The 14,767-nt window shown below is 67.2% G+C and carries 19 protein-coding genes; 14 read left to right on the plus strand and 5 right to left on the minus strand.

The window, feature by feature from the left end; all coding sequences use genetic code 11:
* The first annotated feature begins 2 nt into the window (after nt 1-2).
* The 6 genes from AC3WTE_RS16130 to AC3WTE_RS16155 all read left to right on the plus strand — a co-directional run bounded on the left by AC3WTE_RS16130 (nt 3) and on the right by AC3WTE_RS16155 (nt 5,101).
* Nucleotides 3-323 carry a heavy-metal-associated domain-containing protein gene (locus AC3WTE_RS16130; protein ID WP_492439202.1) on the plus strand — a complete coding sequence of 107 codons (321 nt, stop codon included), beginning with the start codon at nt 3-5 and terminating at the stop codon, nt 321-323.
* 67 nt (nt 324-390) lie between these two features.
* Entirely contained in the window at nt 391-1,386 is a 996-nt protein-coding gene (locus tag AC3WTE_RS16135; protein WP_492439002.1) for a GlxA family transcriptional regulator, read from the plus strand.
* Nucleotides 1,387-1,396: 10 nt separating this feature from the next.
* Nucleotides 1,397-2,110 carry a DJ-1/PfpI family protein gene (locus tag AC3WTE_RS16140; protein WP_492439004.1) on the plus strand — a complete coding sequence of 238 codons (714 nt, stop codon included), beginning with the start codon at nt 1,397-1,399 and terminating at the stop codon, nt 2,108-2,110.
* A gap of 22 nt (nt 2,111-2,132) precedes the next feature.
* The gene (locus AC3WTE_RS16145; protein WP_492439006.1) at nt 2,133-2,936 is read left to right on the plus strand and encodes an alpha/beta fold hydrolase; all 804 of its coding nucleotides are present in this window, start codon (nt 2,133-2,135) and stop codon (nt 2,934-2,936) included.
* Between the two features lie 21 nt (nt 2,937-2,957).
* A complete protein-coding gene (menD, locus tag AC3WTE_RS16150; protein WP_492439008.1) occupies nt 2,958-4,601 on the plus strand; it encodes a 2-succinyl-5-enolpyruvyl-6-hydroxy-3-cyclohexene-1-carboxylic-acid synthase in 1,644 nt (547 codons plus the stop codon).
* Nucleotides 4,598-5,101, plus strand: a complete 504-nt coding sequence (locus tag AC3WTE_RS16155) for a DUF3592 domain-containing protein (RefSeq protein WP_492439010.1) — start codon at nt 4,598-4,600, stop codon at nt 5,099-5,101. Before menD ends, AC3WTE_RS16155 begins: the two co-directional genes overlap by 4 nt.
* On the opposite strand, the gene AC3WTE_RS16160 is transcribed toward AC3WTE_RS16155, so the two are convergent.
* Nucleotides 5,098-5,772, minus strand: coding sequence for a DsbA family protein (locus AC3WTE_RS16160; protein WP_492439012.1), 675 nt, complete (start codon nt 5,770-5,772; stop codon nt 5,098-5,100). The genes AC3WTE_RS16155 and AC3WTE_RS16160 overlap by 4 nt on opposite strands.
* Nucleotides 5,773-5,895: 123 nt before the next feature.
* Between AC3WTE_RS16160 and AC3WTE_RS16165 the strand changes: the two genes are divergently transcribed.
* Nucleotides 5,896-7,023 (plus strand): glycosyltransferase family 4 protein, encoded by a 1,128-nt coding sequence (locus AC3WTE_RS16165; protein WP_492439014.1) that lies wholly within the window; start codon nt 5,896-5,898, stop codon nt 7,021-7,023.
* Between the two features lie 147 nt (nt 7,024-7,170).
* Here AC3WTE_RS16165 and AC3WTE_RS16170 read toward each other — a convergent pair whose 3' ends face one another.
* A complete protein-coding gene (locus AC3WTE_RS16170; RefSeq protein ID WP_492439016.1) occupies nt 7,171-7,446 on the minus strand; it encodes a hypothetical protein in 276 nt (91 codons plus the stop codon).
* A gap of 14 nt (nt 7,447-7,460) precedes the next feature.
* Complete coding sequence (locus AC3WTE_RS16175; RefSeq protein ID WP_492439018.1) at nt 7,461-8,285, minus strand: SDR family oxidoreductase; 825 nt, start codon at nt 8,283-8,285, stop codon at nt 7,461-7,463.
* Nucleotides 8,286-8,380: 95 nt separating this feature from the next.
* Between AC3WTE_RS16175 and AC3WTE_RS16180 the strand changes: the two genes are divergently transcribed.
* The gene (locus AC3WTE_RS16180) at nt 8,381-9,067 is read left to right on the plus strand and encodes a demethylmenaquinone methyltransferase (RefSeq protein ID WP_492439020.1); all 687 of its coding nucleotides are present in this window, start codon (nt 8,381-8,383) and stop codon (nt 9,065-9,067) included.
* On the plus strand, nt 9,064-9,996 hold the full coding sequence (locus AC3WTE_RS16185; protein ID WP_492439022.1) for a CobW family GTP-binding protein: 933 nt from the start codon (nt 9,064-9,066) through the stop codon (nt 9,994-9,996). Before AC3WTE_RS16180 ends, AC3WTE_RS16185 begins: the two co-directional genes overlap by 4 nt.
* On the opposite strand, the gene AC3WTE_RS16190 is transcribed toward AC3WTE_RS16185, so the two are convergent.
* Together AC3WTE_RS16190 and AC3WTE_RS16195 are read right to left on the minus strand one after the other, a co-directional pair.
* Nucleotides 9,997-10,416, minus strand: coding sequence for a nuclear transport factor 2 family protein (locus tag AC3WTE_RS16190; protein WP_492439024.1), 420 nt, complete (start codon nt 10,414-10,416; stop codon nt 9,997-9,999).
* A 127-nt stretch (nt 10,417-10,543) separates the two neighbouring features.
* Nucleotides 10,544-11,146 carry a TetR/AcrR family transcriptional regulator gene (locus tag AC3WTE_RS16195; protein WP_492439026.1) on the minus strand — a complete coding sequence of 201 codons (603 nt, stop codon included), beginning with the start codon at nt 11,144-11,146 and terminating at the stop codon, nt 10,544-10,546.
* Nucleotides 11,147-11,276: 130 nt separating this feature from the next.
* Here AC3WTE_RS16195 and AC3WTE_RS16200 point away from each other — a divergent pair, with 130 nt between their 5' ends.
* The 5 genes from AC3WTE_RS16200 (at nt 11,277) to ppnP (ending at nt 14,737) form a co-directional block, all read left to right on the plus strand.
* Nucleotides 11,277-12,656 carry an aromatic ring-hydroxylating oxygenase subunit alpha gene (locus tag AC3WTE_RS16200; RefSeq protein ID WP_492439028.1) on the plus strand — a complete coding sequence of 460 codons (1,380 nt, stop codon included), beginning with the start codon at nt 11,277-11,279 and terminating at the stop codon, nt 12,654-12,656.
* Between the two features lie 9 nt (nt 12,657-12,665).
* Nucleotides 12,666-13,190 (plus strand): hypothetical protein, encoded by a 525-nt coding sequence (locus AC3WTE_RS16205; protein WP_492439030.1) that lies wholly within the window; start codon nt 12,666-12,668, stop codon nt 13,188-13,190.
* Entirely contained in the window at nt 13,187-13,636 is a 450-nt protein-coding gene (locus AC3WTE_RS16210; protein ID WP_492439032.1) for a hypothetical protein, read from the plus strand. Before AC3WTE_RS16205 ends, AC3WTE_RS16210 begins: the two co-directional genes overlap by 4 nt.
* A 2-nt stretch (nt 13,637-13,638) precedes the next feature.
* Complete coding sequence (locus AC3WTE_RS16215; protein ID WP_492439034.1) at nt 13,639-14,394, plus strand: SDR family NAD(P)-dependent oxidoreductase; 756 nt, start codon at nt 13,639-13,641, stop codon at nt 14,392-14,394.
* A gap of 61 nt (nt 14,395-14,455) precedes the next feature.
* Nucleotides 14,456-14,737, plus strand: coding sequence for a pyrimidine/purine nucleoside phosphorylase (gene ppnP, locus AC3WTE_RS16220; RefSeq protein WP_492439036.1), 282 nt, complete (start codon nt 14,456-14,458; stop codon nt 14,735-14,737).
* The last annotated feature ends 30 nt before the right edge of the window (nt 14,738-14,767 follow it).

The raw sequence follows: 14,767 nt of genomic DNA on the forward strand, positions 1-14,767 counted from the left end.
ATGTGATCGAACCTCGGCCCGAGGTACCGGCCACCGGTGCCATCTATCTCGACGTCACCGGAATGTCGTGTGGCATGTGTTCGCGGCGGGTGCAGAAAGCACTCAACAAGATCGACGGCGTGCGCGCGTCGGTCAGCTTCGCCACCAAGACCGCCACCATCGAGACCGCCGGCGCCATCAGCGTGGCCGAGCTGTGCGACGCGGTGGTGGCCGCGGGCTATGGCGCGGCCCCGCGCGTGGCCGCGCCCGTCGTGGACGGTGCGACGCGGGGTCCGCTGCAGCGGCTCGTCGGCGGCATCGTCGGGCGGGGCTCATCCCGCTGACCGGTTTGTCCTAATCTGTGGGCTCCATGGCGTAGACGCCACCGGGGCGGCGGCGCACCATGGATGCGTGACGCGATCTGTGGTGCTCCTCGGTTTTCGCGGGGTGCAGGCCCTCGACGTGGTGGGCCCGTTCGAGGTGTTCACCGGAGCCACGCTGCAGCTGGCCGCGATGGGACGCGGCGGCGACGGCTACGCCCCGCTGCTGACGGCGGCTGACGGCGGCCCCGTCGCCACCTTGACCGGGCTCGAATTCGTCGCCAAGCCGCCGCCCGACCCGAACGAACCGATCGACACCATCGTGCTGCCCGGCGGTATGGGCGTCGGCGAGGCCCGGGCCAACCCCGACGTCATCGACTGGATTCGCACCGCCGCGCCGCACGCGCGCCGGATCGTCAGCGTCTGCAACGGCGCGTTCCTGGCCGCGGAGGCCGGCCTGCTCGACGGCTGCGCGGCGACCACGCACTGGGCTTCGGCGGAGCAGCTGGCCCGCGAATTTCCCTGCATTGCAGTCGATGCCGATCCGATCTTCGTCCGAAGTTCGGAACGGGTGTGGACCGCGGCCGGTGTGACCGCCGGCATCGATCTGGCGCTGGCCCTGGTCGAAGACGACTACGGCACCGACGTCGCCCAGAACGTGGCCCGCTGGCTGGTGCTGTATCTGCGCCGGCCCGGCGGCCAGACGCAGTTCGCGCCGCCGGTCTGGATGCCCCGCGCCAAACGTGAACCGATTCGTGACGTGCAGGAGCTCATCGAATCCGAACCCGCCGGCGCGCACAGTGTTCCGGAGCTGGCACGGGCGGCGGCGATGAGCCCGCGGCACTTCACCCGTACCTTCACCGCCGAGGTGGGGGAGCCGCCGGCCACGTACGTCGAGCGGGTCCGCACCGACGCCGCCCGCCGGCAACTCACCGAGACCGACGACACCGTCACCGTCATCGCGGCCCGCTGCGGCTTCGGCAGCGCCGAGACGCTACGCCGCAGTTTCGTTCGCCGGGTTGGGGTTTCGCCCGATCAGTACCGCAGAACTTTCACGCATGCGAGGAGCAGAGAAAATGCCAGCTAGAGGAGAGATCATGCAAGTTGCCGTCGTCCTGTACCCGGGGTTCACGGCCCTCGACTTCATCGGGCCGTACGAGTCGCTGCGCTGGCTGCCCGACACCGAGGTCCGCTTCGTGTGGCACGAGGCGGGTCCGATCGCCGCGGACTCCGGCGTGCTGCTGGTGGGCGCCACCCATTCGTTCGACGAGACCCCGTCGCCCGACATCATCCTGATCCCGGGCGGGTTCAGCACCATGGAGCACGCCCGCGATGAAAAGCTGCTCGAGTGGGTCCGGCGGGCGCACCAGACCACCACGTGGACGGCATCCGTGTGCTCGGGGTCCGTGATCCTGGCTTCGGCGGGTCTGCTCACCGGCAAACGCGCGACCTCACACTGGGCGGCCGTGCAGCTGTTGCGCACCTTCGGCGTCGAACCCGTCACCGATGAGCGGATCGTGCCCGCCGGGGACCACATCGTCACCTGTGCGGGCGTGTCCGCGGGCATCGACCTGGGCCTGTGGCTTGCGGCGCAGATCGCCGGCGAAGACAAGGCCAAGGCCATCCAGCTGTCCATGGAATACGACCCGCAGCCGCCGTTCGACTCCGGGCACATGTCCAAGGCCTCGGCCGCGACCAAGGCCGGCGCGACCGCGCTGATGTCCCGCGAGCTGCTCAAACCCGTACAACTCAAGGCCACCACGGCGCTGCTGTGGGACCAGGCCCTCAAGCGCGTCCGTTCCCGCCGCTGACGGGTCCAGTAACCTCGGCCGGGTGAATCTGGCATATGACGAGCGCGGTAATGGCGAGCCGGTGCTGTTCATCGCAGGCCGGGGCGGCGCGGGCCGCACCTGGCACCTGCATCAGGTGCCGGCGTTCCAGCGGGCCGGCTTCCGCTGCATCACGTTCGACAACCGCGGCATCGGCGCCACCGAGAACGCCATCGGCTTCTCCACCGACCAGGTGGTCGCGGATACGGCGTCGTTGATCAACAAGGTCGTCGGTGGTCCGGTGCGCGTCGTCGGGGTGTCCATGGGGTCGTTCATCGCCCAGGAGCTCATGGTCGCCCGGCCGGAGTTGGTGTCCTCGGCGGTGCTGATGGCCACGCGTGGCCGCGAGGACCGCGCCCGCACCTTCTTCCGTGAAGCCGAGCGGGCGCTGCTGGCCGCGGGTATCGAGCTGCCGCCCGAGGTGGACGCGAAAAACCGTCTGCTGGAGAACTTTTCGTCCAAGACCCTGAACGACGACCGCGCCGTCCAGGACTGGATCGAGATGTTCACCATGTGGCCGACCAAGCCCACCCCGGGGCTGCGCGCCCAGCTGGCCGTCGCGCCCGAGGTGAACCGGCTGCCGGCCTACCAGCAGATCGCGGTGCCCGTCCAGGTGATCGGGTTCGCCGACGACGTCGTGTTGCCGCCGCACCTGTCCAAGGAAGTGGCCGACGCCATCCCGCTGGGCCGCTACCTGGAAATCCCGGACGCCGGCCACCTCGGCTTCATCGAGCGTCCCGACGCGGTGAACGCCGCGATGCTGGAATTCTTCGCTGCCAACCCGACGTCGGCGGCGCCGACCGGTTAGGCCTTGTGACACGCTGTAGTAATGAACCCGTCGACGATTCAGGCGCGGGTCGTCGTCGACGAACTCATTCGCGGCGGCGTCCGCGACGTGGTGCTGTGCCCCGGCTCGCGTAACGCGCCACTGGCATTCGCGCTGGCAGATGCCGATCGGGCCGGCCGGTTGCGGCTGCACGTCCGCATCGACGAGCGCACCGCCGGCTACCTGGCCGTCGGCCTGGCGGTGTCGGCCGGCTCTCCGGTCTGCATCGCAATGACGTCGGGCACTGCGGTGGCCAACCTCGGGCCGGCGGTCATCGAGGCCAACTACGCCCGGGTGCCGCTGATCGTGCTGAGTGCCAACCGGCCGTACGAACTGCTCGGCACCGGTGCCAACCAGACCATGGAGCAGCTGGGTTACTTCGGCACGCAGGTGCGGGCCACCATCAGCCTCGGCCTGGCCGAGCCGGAAGAGGCCGCGTCCTGGGCTCACTCCAATGCGCAGTGGCGATCGGCGACGTGTCGAGTTCTGGTGGCGGCCAAGGGTTCTCGATCCGCCAATGCCGGCCCCGTGCAGTTCGACATCCCGCTGCGGGAGCCGCTGGTACCTGACGCTGAAGACGACGCCGCGTACGCACCCGAGGGCCGTCCCGACGGCCGGCCGTGGACCTACACGCCGCCCGTCACGTTCGACCAGCCGCTCGAGATCGACCTGACGGCCGACACCGTCGTCATCGCCGGCCACGGCGCGGGCCGCCACGAGAACCTCGCGCACCTGCCGACTGTCGCCGAACCGACCGCACCACCGGCCGACAACCCGCTGCACCCGCTGGCGCTGTCGCTGGTCAGGCCGTACCAGGTGATCATGCTGGGCCGGCCCACGCTGCATCGTCCGGTGTCGGCGCTGCTCGCCGATCCGTCGGTGCCCGTCTACGCCCTGACCACCGGGCCGCGCTGGCCCGATGTTTCCGGCAATTCGCAGGCCACCGGCACCCGGGCCATCACCTCCGGCACGCCGGACCCGGCCTGGCTGCGCCGGTGTGCCGAGGCCAACTCCCGGGCCGAGCACGCGGTACTCGAGCAGCTCGCGGCCTATGAACTCACCACCGGCCTGCACGTGGCCGCCGCGGTCGCCGACGGCCTGAAACCCGGCGACCAACTGGTGCTCGGCGCCTCCAACCCGGTGCGCGACGCCGCGCTGGTCGGGCTGAACTCGCACAGCATCTCGGTGCGGTCCAACCGCGGCGTCGCCGGCATCGACGGCACCGTCTCCACCGCGATCGGTGCCGCCCTGGCGCACACCACCGGCCGGACCGTCGCGCTCATCGGTGACCTCACGTTCGTCCACGACAGCTCGGGGCTGCTCATCGGCCCCACCGAGCCGACGCCGAATGCGCTGACCATCGTCGTCTCCAACGACAACGGCGGCGGCATCTTCGAGCTGCTCGAGCAGGGTGATCCCCGGTTCTCCGATGTGTCGTCGCGCATCTTCGGCACTCCGCACGACGTCGACATCGCCGCCCTGTGCCGGGCGTACCACGTCGAATGCCGTCAGGTGGAGGCCGACGGGCTGGCCGCCGCGCTGCGCGAACCGTTCGAGGGCATGCGCGTGCTGGAGGTCAAGGCCGATCGCTCCACGCTGCGGTCCCTGCACGCTTCGATACGGGCGGCGATCAAGGCCGCTGAATGAGCTGGGCGGACCTGACCTGCAGAGCTAGTGCCTTGTGGGACAAGCTGATCCCGTTTCTGGTCGGCAACGGCGAGGAGACCCGGTCACAGCGCATTCTTCGTCGGGTCCGGATCGGCATCGTGATCACGGCCTGCCTGGTGACCCTGCAATCGGTGCTGCTGGTGCTCGGTGCGTGGCGCAACGACCAGCAGATCGAGCACAACATGGGCACCGCGGCTGCCGAGGTGCTGTCCGCCGGTCCGCGGCGCTCCACCATCGAGTTCGTGACACCCGATCGCGTGACCTACCGGCCCGAGCTCGGCGTGCTGTACCCGTCTGAGCTGGAAACCGGGATGCGCATCTACGTCGAATACGACCGCAGCAACCCGGACCTGGTGCGGGTACAGAACCGCAACGCGTCGCTCGCGGTCATCCCGGCGGGGTCGATCGCCGTGGTGGGCTGGTTGGTCGCCGCGGTCCTGCTCGGCATCGTCACCCTCGTGCAGCGCCGGCTGGGTTAGACGGTCTGCCGGCCTCCGGTCAGCTTGGTCAGCCAGCCGTCCTCCTGGATGTCGACCAGGGCGTTGGTGGTGAGGTCGTACACCGTGGGTGTGCCCGCGTCCCCCTCGAGGATGTCCTGCAGCCGGGTCTCGTTGGCCTGCGTCATGGCGTCGGTGTCGACGGCGTGTGCACCTGACCGGATGCCGGCCACGTCCTCGCCGCTGACGCCGCTGTCGGCGGCCCAGCCCGCGAGCTGTTCGTCCGACTGCGCCGAACCGCCGGGGTTCTGGTGCCCCCACAGCGTCGCGACGTACGCCTGCAGTGCCGGGGCCGACGTGCCGTGCGCTGCGGCCAGGAACATCGCATTGGCGACCTTGGCCGAATAGCCGTAGTCGGTGTCCAGGAACGTCACCGGACGGTAGGTGACGGTCAGCAGGCCCAGGGCGATCAGGCTCTTCATCTGCGGCCCGTCGGTGCTCTGCAGATGCGCACAGTGGGTACATTGCGGCTCGGTGTACACCTCGATCTGCGCGGGGGCGTCGGGCCGGCCAGCGATGATGCCGAAGCCGTCCGAGGTGATGGAGACGCCCGGCAGATTCGGGTCCCGCAGCGCCGATCCGGTGACGGTGCGGCCGCAGCCCGCGAGCGCCAGGAGCATGGCCAGCGCCGCCAAAAACCGAGGTAGACGCATGCCGACCCCTTTCTCACCGCGGGTGCGACAGACGATACCGGGGGTACCCGAGTTGTGCGGGTCTTCGCGTCGCGTACCCCTGACGGCAACCTGACAGTCAGGCTGCGCTGCCAGCCTGCAGGTGTGCGAGTTGCGATCGTGGCGGAGTCCTTTCTCCCGAATGTCAACGGCGTCACCAATTCGGTGCTCCGGGTGCTGGAGCACCTCCACCGCAATGGCCATGAAGCACTGGTGATAGCGCCGGACACCCCGCGTGGCGAAGAGCCCGCCGCCGCGGCCTACGGGGATGTTCCGGTGCACCGCGTCCCGTCCCGCATGTTCCCCAAGGTGACGTCGTTGCCGCTGGGTGTGCCGCGGCCGCGAATGGTGCGGGTACTGCGCGACTTTCGTCCTGACGTGGTTCATCTGGCCTCACCCGCGCTGCTGGGCTACGGCGGCCTGCATGCCGCGCGCTTCCTCGGTATCCCGACCGTCGCGGTGTTCCAGACGGACATCGCCGGGTTCGCCCAGAGTTACGGCGTCGGCATCATGACCAACGCTGCCTGGGCCTGGAACCGGCATCTGCACTCGCGTGCCGACCGGACCCTCGCGCCGTCCAGTGCGACGATGGAAGACCTTGTCGCCCATCGGATTCCGCGTGTGCACAAGTGGGGTCGCGGCGTCGACGTGACGGGTTTCGCGCCGTCCGCGCGCAGTGCGGCGCTGCGGGCGCAGTGGTCGCCTGACGGCAAGCCGGTGGTCGGTTTCGTCGGCCGGCTCGCTCCCGAGAAGCACGTCGAGCGCCTGGCCGCACTGGCCGGACGGAACGATCTGCAGATCGTGGTGGTCGGTGACGGCGTCGACCGGGTCAAGCTCGAAAAGCTCCTGCCGACGGCGGTTTTCACCGGTGCGCTGTACGGCCCTGAGCTGGCCACGGCCTACGCCAGCATGGACGTGTTCGTGCACCCGGGCGAACACGAGACGTTCTGCCAGGCGGTGCAGGAGGCCATGGCGGCGGGTCTGCCGGTGATCGCCCCGGATGCCGGTGGCCCGCGTGATCTGGTGACGCCCATGCACACCGGATTGCTCTTGTCCGTAGCGGATTTCGAGGCGTCCCTGCCGGCCGCCGTCGACCACTTGCTGGCCGAACGGTCCCGGTACTCCCTGGCTGCCCGCCGCAGCGTGCTCGGCCGCACCTGGCCGGCCGTGTGCGACCAGCTGCTGGGCCACTACGCCGCCGTGCTCGGCGAGCGCCGCGCCCTCGCTGCCTGACCCTCTTCCCGCGAGCGTGCGTGTTTGCGGGCAACACACCGTATTTGGTGTGCACCAAAGTCACGCTCGCAGCCGCCGAGGGTGACGAATATGTACGGGTTGGCCGGCGTGCCGGGCGCAGACACGCACACTCGGCAGGAAACGACGTCAGCTCACGTGGACGAGGTCGTAGACGTACGAGTGGTCATCCTTGCGACTCACCCACGCACCCTCGGGCGGCAGGTAACCGAACCCCGCGTGGTCGAAGGGGCGACTCGACACCGCGCCCAGCTCCGTGCACACCACCCACCCGAAGTGCGGCAGCCGCCGGCACCAGATGTCCAGGTCGACTCGCTTGTACGACGGGAACCCATGAGCCACGCCGTCTTCGGCGAACTCATAGGTCAACCCGTCTTCCCGTCGGACGAATTTCAATCCTGCCATCGGAGTTCCTTCGTTCAGCCCTGCGCCAGCTCGGACACCGGCTGCCACTCTTCCCACGTGCGCAACCGGCTTTCGTAGTCGGCCTTGGCGATCTGCAGGGGTGCGCTACCGAAAAAGACTCGCAGCGGCGGGTTCTCGGCATCGACGATCTTGAGCACCGCGGCCGCGGACGCCTCCGGGTTTCCGGGTACCGCGTTGCGTTCGCCACGCCAGCGCGCGACGTCCGCGCGCAACCCGTCGTACGCCTCGAGTTCGGTGGTCCGCTTCGCCGACGCGCCGCCCCAGTCCGTCGAGAAGCCGCCCGGCTCGATCAGCGTGACGTGAATCCCGAACCGCTCCACCTCGGCGGCCAGTGACTGCGAGAAACCCTCGAGTGCCCACTTGGACGCGTGGTACGCGCCGAGGCCCGCGAACGCACTGATGCCGCCGATCGAGGACACCTGGATGAGGTGTCCGCCGCCCTGCGCGCGCAGGTACGGCAGCGCCGCCTGCGTGACCCACAGCGCGCCGAAGACGTTGGTCTCGATCTGATCGCGCGCCTCGGCCTCGGACAGCTCCTCGATGAAACCGAACTGGCCGTAGCCCGCATTGTTGACGACGACGTCCAGCCGGCCGAAGTGGTCGTGCGCCGCCTGCACCGCGGCGAAGTCGGCATCGCGGTCGGTGACGTCGAGAGCGAGGGGGAGCAGCGCGTCACCGTACTTGGCGACGAGGTCGTCGAGCGTCGACACGTCCCGCGCCGTCGCGGCCACCTTGTCGCCGCGCTCCAGCGCCGCGATCGTCCACTCCCGTCCGAAGCCGCGCGACGTACCCGTGATGAACCAGACTTTTGCACCCATGCGGCTTATAGCTCCCATGACGGCATATCCATTCCCGTCCATTCCGGCGACTGCCGCGAGCGCGGGGGCCAAGGTGAGCCGGTAGCGTCAACCGGGTGAGTCGCGCGTCATTGGAGAAGGATCCGCACGAGGTTGCGTCGATGTTCGACGGCGTCGCCCGTCGCTATGACATCACCAACACCGTGCTGTCCCTGGGGCAGGACCGGTTCTGGCGGCGGCAGACGCGGGCGGCGCTGGGCATCGGCCCAGGTGACAAGGTGCTTGACCTGGCCGCAGGGACCGCGGTATCGACCGTCGAGCTCGCGGCATCGGGCGCCTGGTGTGTGGCCTGCGATTTCTCGGTGGGGATGCTGGCCGCCGGTGCGGGCCGGAACGTCCCGAAGGTGGCCGGTGACGCCACCAGGCTGCCGTTCGACGATGCGGTATTCGACGCGGTGACCATCAGCTTCGGGCTGCGCAACGTCGTCGATTTCAGCGCCGGCCTACGCGAAATGGCGCGGGTGACCCGGCCGGGAGGCCGCCTGGTGGTGTGCGAGTTCTCCACGCCCACCAGCCGCCTGTTCGCCACGGCCTACAAGGAGTACCTGATGAAGGCGCTCCCGACCGTTGCCACCGCGGTGTCGTCCAACCCCGAGGCGTACGTCTACCTGGCCGAGTCGATCCGGGCGTGGCCCGATCAGGACGAGTTGGCCCGCCAGATCGAGGCGGCCGGCTGGTCGCAGGTGCGGTGGCGCAACCTGACCGGGGGGATCGTCGCGCTGCACGCCGCAGTCAAGCCTTGAGCATTCCCGTCGTCGCCGTCGCCGGCTTCCTCGGCGCGGGTAAGACCACGCTGCTGAACCATCTGCTGCGGGGCGGCCGGGGTGCGCGAATCGGGGTGCTGGTCAACGACTTCGGGTCCGTCAACATCGATGCCATGTTGGTCGCCGGCCAGGTCGATGCGATGGCATCGCTGTCCAACGGTTGCATCTGCTGTGTCGCCGAGGACGGTGAGGTCGCCGAGATGCTGGGCAAGCTCGCGGCGGTGCGCCCAGCCCTGGACCTCATCGTGGTGGAGGCGAGCGGCGTCGCCGAACCGCCCGCCGTGGCGCGCACCATCATGACCGCCGACTCAGCGGACTTCCACTACGCCGGTCTGGTGCTGGTGGTGAACGCGACCGAGCCGGAGTTCGGGCACGGGTTGCCGGTGGCAGACCTCGTCGTGCTCAACCGGGCGAGCGAAGTCACCGACGTCGATGACGTGGTGGCCCGGATTCGTGCGCAGAATCCGCGAGTTCCGGTGCAGCCCACCGACTTCGCGCGGATCGACCCGATGCTGCTCATCGATGTTCCGGAGCGCGCCCCGCAGGCGCAACTGTCCTTCGATGAACTGCTGCATGACGAACACGACCATGAGCACCCCGTCTACCAGGCTGTCGAATACAGCACCGGCGACGTGCTGAATCCGCGCCGGCTGCTGGCGCTGCTGCGCGACCGTCCCGAAGGCCTTTACCGGGCGAAGGGTTTCGTCGACTTCGGCGCCGGACACCGGTACCTGCTGCAGCTGGTCGGTGGTTCGCTACGGCTGCAGAAACGCCGCGGTACGGGCACTCAGCTGGTGTGCATCGGAACTGGCATGGACACCGACGGCGTGCGCGCGGCGCTGCACGAGTGCACCACTGAGCCGGCCGACGAGAACGCGATCCTCGGGGTCCACAAGTACGTGGTGTAGCTAGCTCGGTTTCCCGGGGGCGTTGGTGAACCAGATGTTGTCTTCGCGCAGGCTGCGGCTGCGCCACCCGTCAACTGTGCGTACCAGTTCGTGGTGGTAATAGCCGCCGCAATAGCTCATATCCCTCATGCCGGGGAGCTGCATCGGGTTATAGAACATGGCTCGTACCGTTGCGGCGTCGCCACTGTGGTCGAGCACCTCGATATTCGTGATGTAGTGCATAGACATCGGAATGGCGGCAAAACCTGTTGCCAGCCATTCGGTGACCTCGTCGCGGCTGCCCGCGACGGCACCGGCCGAGGAGTAGTCGATCACGGCATCGTCCGTGAACACCGACCGGTACAGGTCCCAGTCCTTCGTATCGACTGCACGCGCGTAGCGGTACAGCAGTTCGGAGATCTCCAGGAGGTCGTCACTCATTCGGGCAAACCGATGATCTCGATGGGCAGGCACTCCTGGTAGCCGTGGCGCCGTTGCCGGTCACGATTGACTCCTTTGTTGTTCGCTGTTGCGGCAGGCGCGGAGCCCTCTCGCTACCGGGAGAGTTCTAAGCGGGAGGCGGCACCACGCTGGACATGACCAACTGCAGATACGGTCGATAGAGGTCCTCGCCGTCGATGTGACTGTCGATCGTGATGCCATCGTTGGCCGCGAGCACCACGCGGGCAAGGGTTTCCGCCGGGATGGACAGGGTACCGCCGATGCGCGCCACGTTCTTCGCGATGAATTCGCCCAACGTCCGAATGGTCTCGAGTCGTTGCGCCGCAACACGTTCCCGTGCTTCGGGGTTGCGCAACAACAGGAGGGAAAGTTCGTAACCCAGTGCCGCCCTGTCGGTTCCGCTGCTGAGCTCGCGCCACCGGTCGGAGAGTTCGTTGATGTTGACGTCGCTCAACTGATGAAAGGACTCCATGACTTCGGCGAACCCGTCGAGAAAACGTTGACGCTGACGCTCGACGACGGCAAGGAACAACTTCTCCTTGGCCCCGAACTGCGAATAGATCGCGCCTCGGGTAAATCCCGCGGCGTCGGCGATGTCCTCCAGCGCTGCGCCGCTCAATCCCTTCCGGGCAAAGACTTCCTCGGCGGCATCGAGCAGCACGCTCCGGATGTGCTCGGCACGGCGCTCCCGGGTCCAACGTTCGGCCATGGCGCCATCCTCCCATCTTCTCGGCAGCGCCCCGCGGTGTGACCTGGCCCACTTTAATACATTCTTGTATCGGCGATACATTCGTGCATAAAGTGATCGCAGTCACAAGTGTCGGGCAAGGAGGACTGTCGTGCTGCAAGCGAAACGACCCGGGGTATGGGCCGACCAGGATTCGGGCGTCGGACTGGGTTTGGACGACGTCAAACCCGGAACGTTCAACATGACGCTCACCACCGACCGCTACCGGTCCGCCGAATACGCGGCCCGCGAACGGGAGGCGATCTGGAAGCGGGTCTGGCAGATCGCCGGCCGCGCCGATGATCTCCCCAAAGCCGGCGACTGGAAGAAGTACGACATCCACGACCAGTCGTTCATCATCGTCCGGGGCAAGGACGGGAAGCTGCGCGGTTTCGTCAACGCCTGTCGCCACCGCGGCAACGCACTCTGCATCACCGAAACCGGAAATGCCAAGCGTGGCTTCCTGTGTCAGTACCACCTGTGGTCATACGACCTCGAAGGCACGCTCCGCGGCATGCTGCGCGACGACGGCACCATCGACAAGATCGAGAACGGTTTGCTCGAAGTGCCGGTGGACACCTTCGCCGGCTTCGTGTTCCTCAATCCGGATCCCGATGCGGCGCCACTGCGGGAGTACCTCGGCGACGACGTCTATCACCTGCTCGAGCCCTACAACATCGAGCAGTTCACCACGGTCATGGACGTGAAGGAAGCCATCGACTGCAACTGGAAAGTCGTGATGGATGCCTTCGAAGAGGGCTATCACATCAACGGCATCCACCCTCAGCTGCTGTCGGTCCTGCACATCAACCCGGCGACCGCGCGGTACCAGTTCTTCGAAAACCACAGTGTCGCAATGGCTCCGTTCGAGGTGGCCGGCGCCGGCGCCGACGCTCAGGTCGCCGGCATGCTGGCCCTGCCCGAGACCTTCCCCGGCACCGTCGCGGTGATACCGCGGTTCAAGGAGCTGCTCGCCCCGTACCTTGCCGACGACGGCAAGGTGAACTTCCCCGACGGCGTCACTGCCCGCGCACTGTTGCAGCAGGCGACTCGCGAGGTGCTGACGGGCATGGGGCTCGACGTCACCGGGTTGACCGACAACCAGATGGTCGACAACCAGGGCTGGGTGCTGTTCCCCAACTACTTCATGACCGTGCGCGCCGGCGAATGCCACGTCATCATGGCCGCGCCGCACCCGGACGGCGATCCGAACCGGTGCATCTGGCACGTCGCCAGCTACATGTACCTGCCGGAGGCGTTCCGCGACGCCGTGCGGGCCGAGGCGATCGTGGTCGACGAGCCCGGAAGCTACAAGTACTTCGAGGCCCTGAACCAGGACTACGAGCAGATGCCGCGGCAGCAGCTCGGCCTGCGCAACGACCGCCTGGACCACATCTCGCTGGTCAAGGAGGAGGTCGTCATCGCCCATTACCACTCGGTGGTCGACCGCTACTTGGCCGCGACGAAATCTCATGCGCTACAAGAATTCTGAAAGGAACCAATGAATATCGAAGAACGCATTGCCCACCACGCCCGGATGGCCGAGGCCTACCGCGACGCCTACCTGAGCCAGGGCATCGAGGACGGTGCGGCATTCGCGGATGCGTGGAAGTTCGCCGCCGACGGTGTCTACGTGTCGCCGTACTTCACCGGCGACCAGGTGTTCCCGTTCAGCGAGTTCCCGGCCGACACCGCCAAGGCCTCGACGATGGAGGCCAAGGCCTACTCGCTGACCTTCCCCGACTGGAAGCCGGCCAGCTTCAACTACTGGCCAGCCGACAACGGCGTGGTGATGAAGACGCGCTGGGAAGGCCACACCAAAGACGGTGTGAAGATGGGCTTTTACTCGTACAGCTTCATCGACACGAACGACGCCGGCGAACTCGTCCGCTGGGAGACCCACGTCAACGACGAGTACAACGCCTTCCTCGATGTGGCCATCGGCGTGCACGGTCCGTTCCACGGCACCGGTGAATACGTCGAAGCACTCGAGCGGGTTCTCGCCGCTGCCGGGGTGGCGGTGTGAGGACGATCGACGACGTCATCGCCGGTACGACGGGCCGCACGCGTGCGGTCCTGGAGTACAGCCAGACCACCAAGGCTCTGGTCAGAATGGCCAAGCAGCCCGGGTTTTCGGCCGACAGTTGGGGACCGCTGGCGGAGTTGGTTGCCGTAGACGAGTTCATCCGTATCGGTCCTTTCAAAGACGAGATGGCATGGCCTGCGTACACGCAGTTCCTGACCGGGTGGGCGATGTCGTCGGAGTGGGATTGCTCGTTCCAACGCATTACCGAGACGCCCGACGCGGTGTTCCTGGAACTTGAGGAGCGCAGCAAGGTCGGTGACTTCAGCAGCGTCGTCAACTCGATGTCGGTTTATGAGTTCAACGCGGACAACAAGATCCGGCACATCGCGGTGTACCTCCAGATGGAGCTGCCCGGCGGCGCGCTACCGTCCTTCGGCGGGAACTGACAATGGCTTTCCTCGACACCACCGCGATCGTGACCGGTGGCGCACAAGGCCTCGGGCTTGCGATCGCTGAAGCACTCGCCGCACGCGGATCCAAAGTGGCGATCTTCGATCTCGCAGCTGATCGGATCGCCACCGAGGTCGCGCGGCTTCGTGCGGCCGGCGGTACCGTCAACGGTTACGCCGTCGACGTCTCCGATCGCGGTCAGGTTCAAGCCGCCGTGGGTCAGGTACGGGCCGACTTCGGGCCGGTGCTGATTCTGATCAACAACGCCGGCATCGAGCAGTTCGGTAAGTTCTCCGAGATCACCGATGAGCAGTGGGACAAGGTGATGGCGGTCAATCTGCGGGGCCCGTTCATCTGCACGCAGGTGATCCTTCCGGACATGCTGGCGGCCAAATGGGGCCGCATCGTCAACATCTCGTCGTCGAGCGCGCAGGGCGGACAGTCCTACATGGCGGCCTATGTGAGCTCGAAGTCCGGGGTCATCGGATTCACCAAGAGTCTGGCACTTGAGTTGGGCCCCAAGGGAATTACCGTCAATACCATCCCGCCGGGCATGGTCGTCACGCCGATGCTCGAGAAGGCGATCGACGAGGGCCGGTTCACCGACTCGCTGGAACACTTCGCCAAGATCACTCCGGTGCGCCGCGCCGGCCGGCCTGACGACATCGCCAATGCCGCGATGTTCCTGTGCCAGGACGAATCCTCCTACGTCACCGGCCAGGTCATCGGGGTCAACGGTGGCCGCCGGATGTGAGCACCGGAGGCTCCGAGGCCCCAGATATCCTGACCCCTCACCTGAGTTCGAGGAGTCCCAGTTGTTCAAGGTCAATGAGTACTTCGATGGCAAGGTTGCGTCGATCGCCTTCGCGCCGGCCGAAGGCCCCGCGACCGTCGGCGTCATGGCCGTCGGCGAATACGAATTCGGCACCTCCAGCCTCGAGATCATGCACATCGTGTCCGGCGCGCTGACCGTCAAGCTGCCCGGCAGCGACGAGTGGGAGACCTTCGCCGCCGGAACGAAATTCACCGTGCCCGCCGACAGCAAGTTCGGCGTCCGGGTCGAGGTCGAGACCGCGTACCTCTGCGAATACCGGTAACTTTCCGCCTTCGGTGAACGTGGTCGCGAC

It is taken from the genome of Mycobacterium sp. FW102-FHT13B02, from assembly GCF_058790275.1.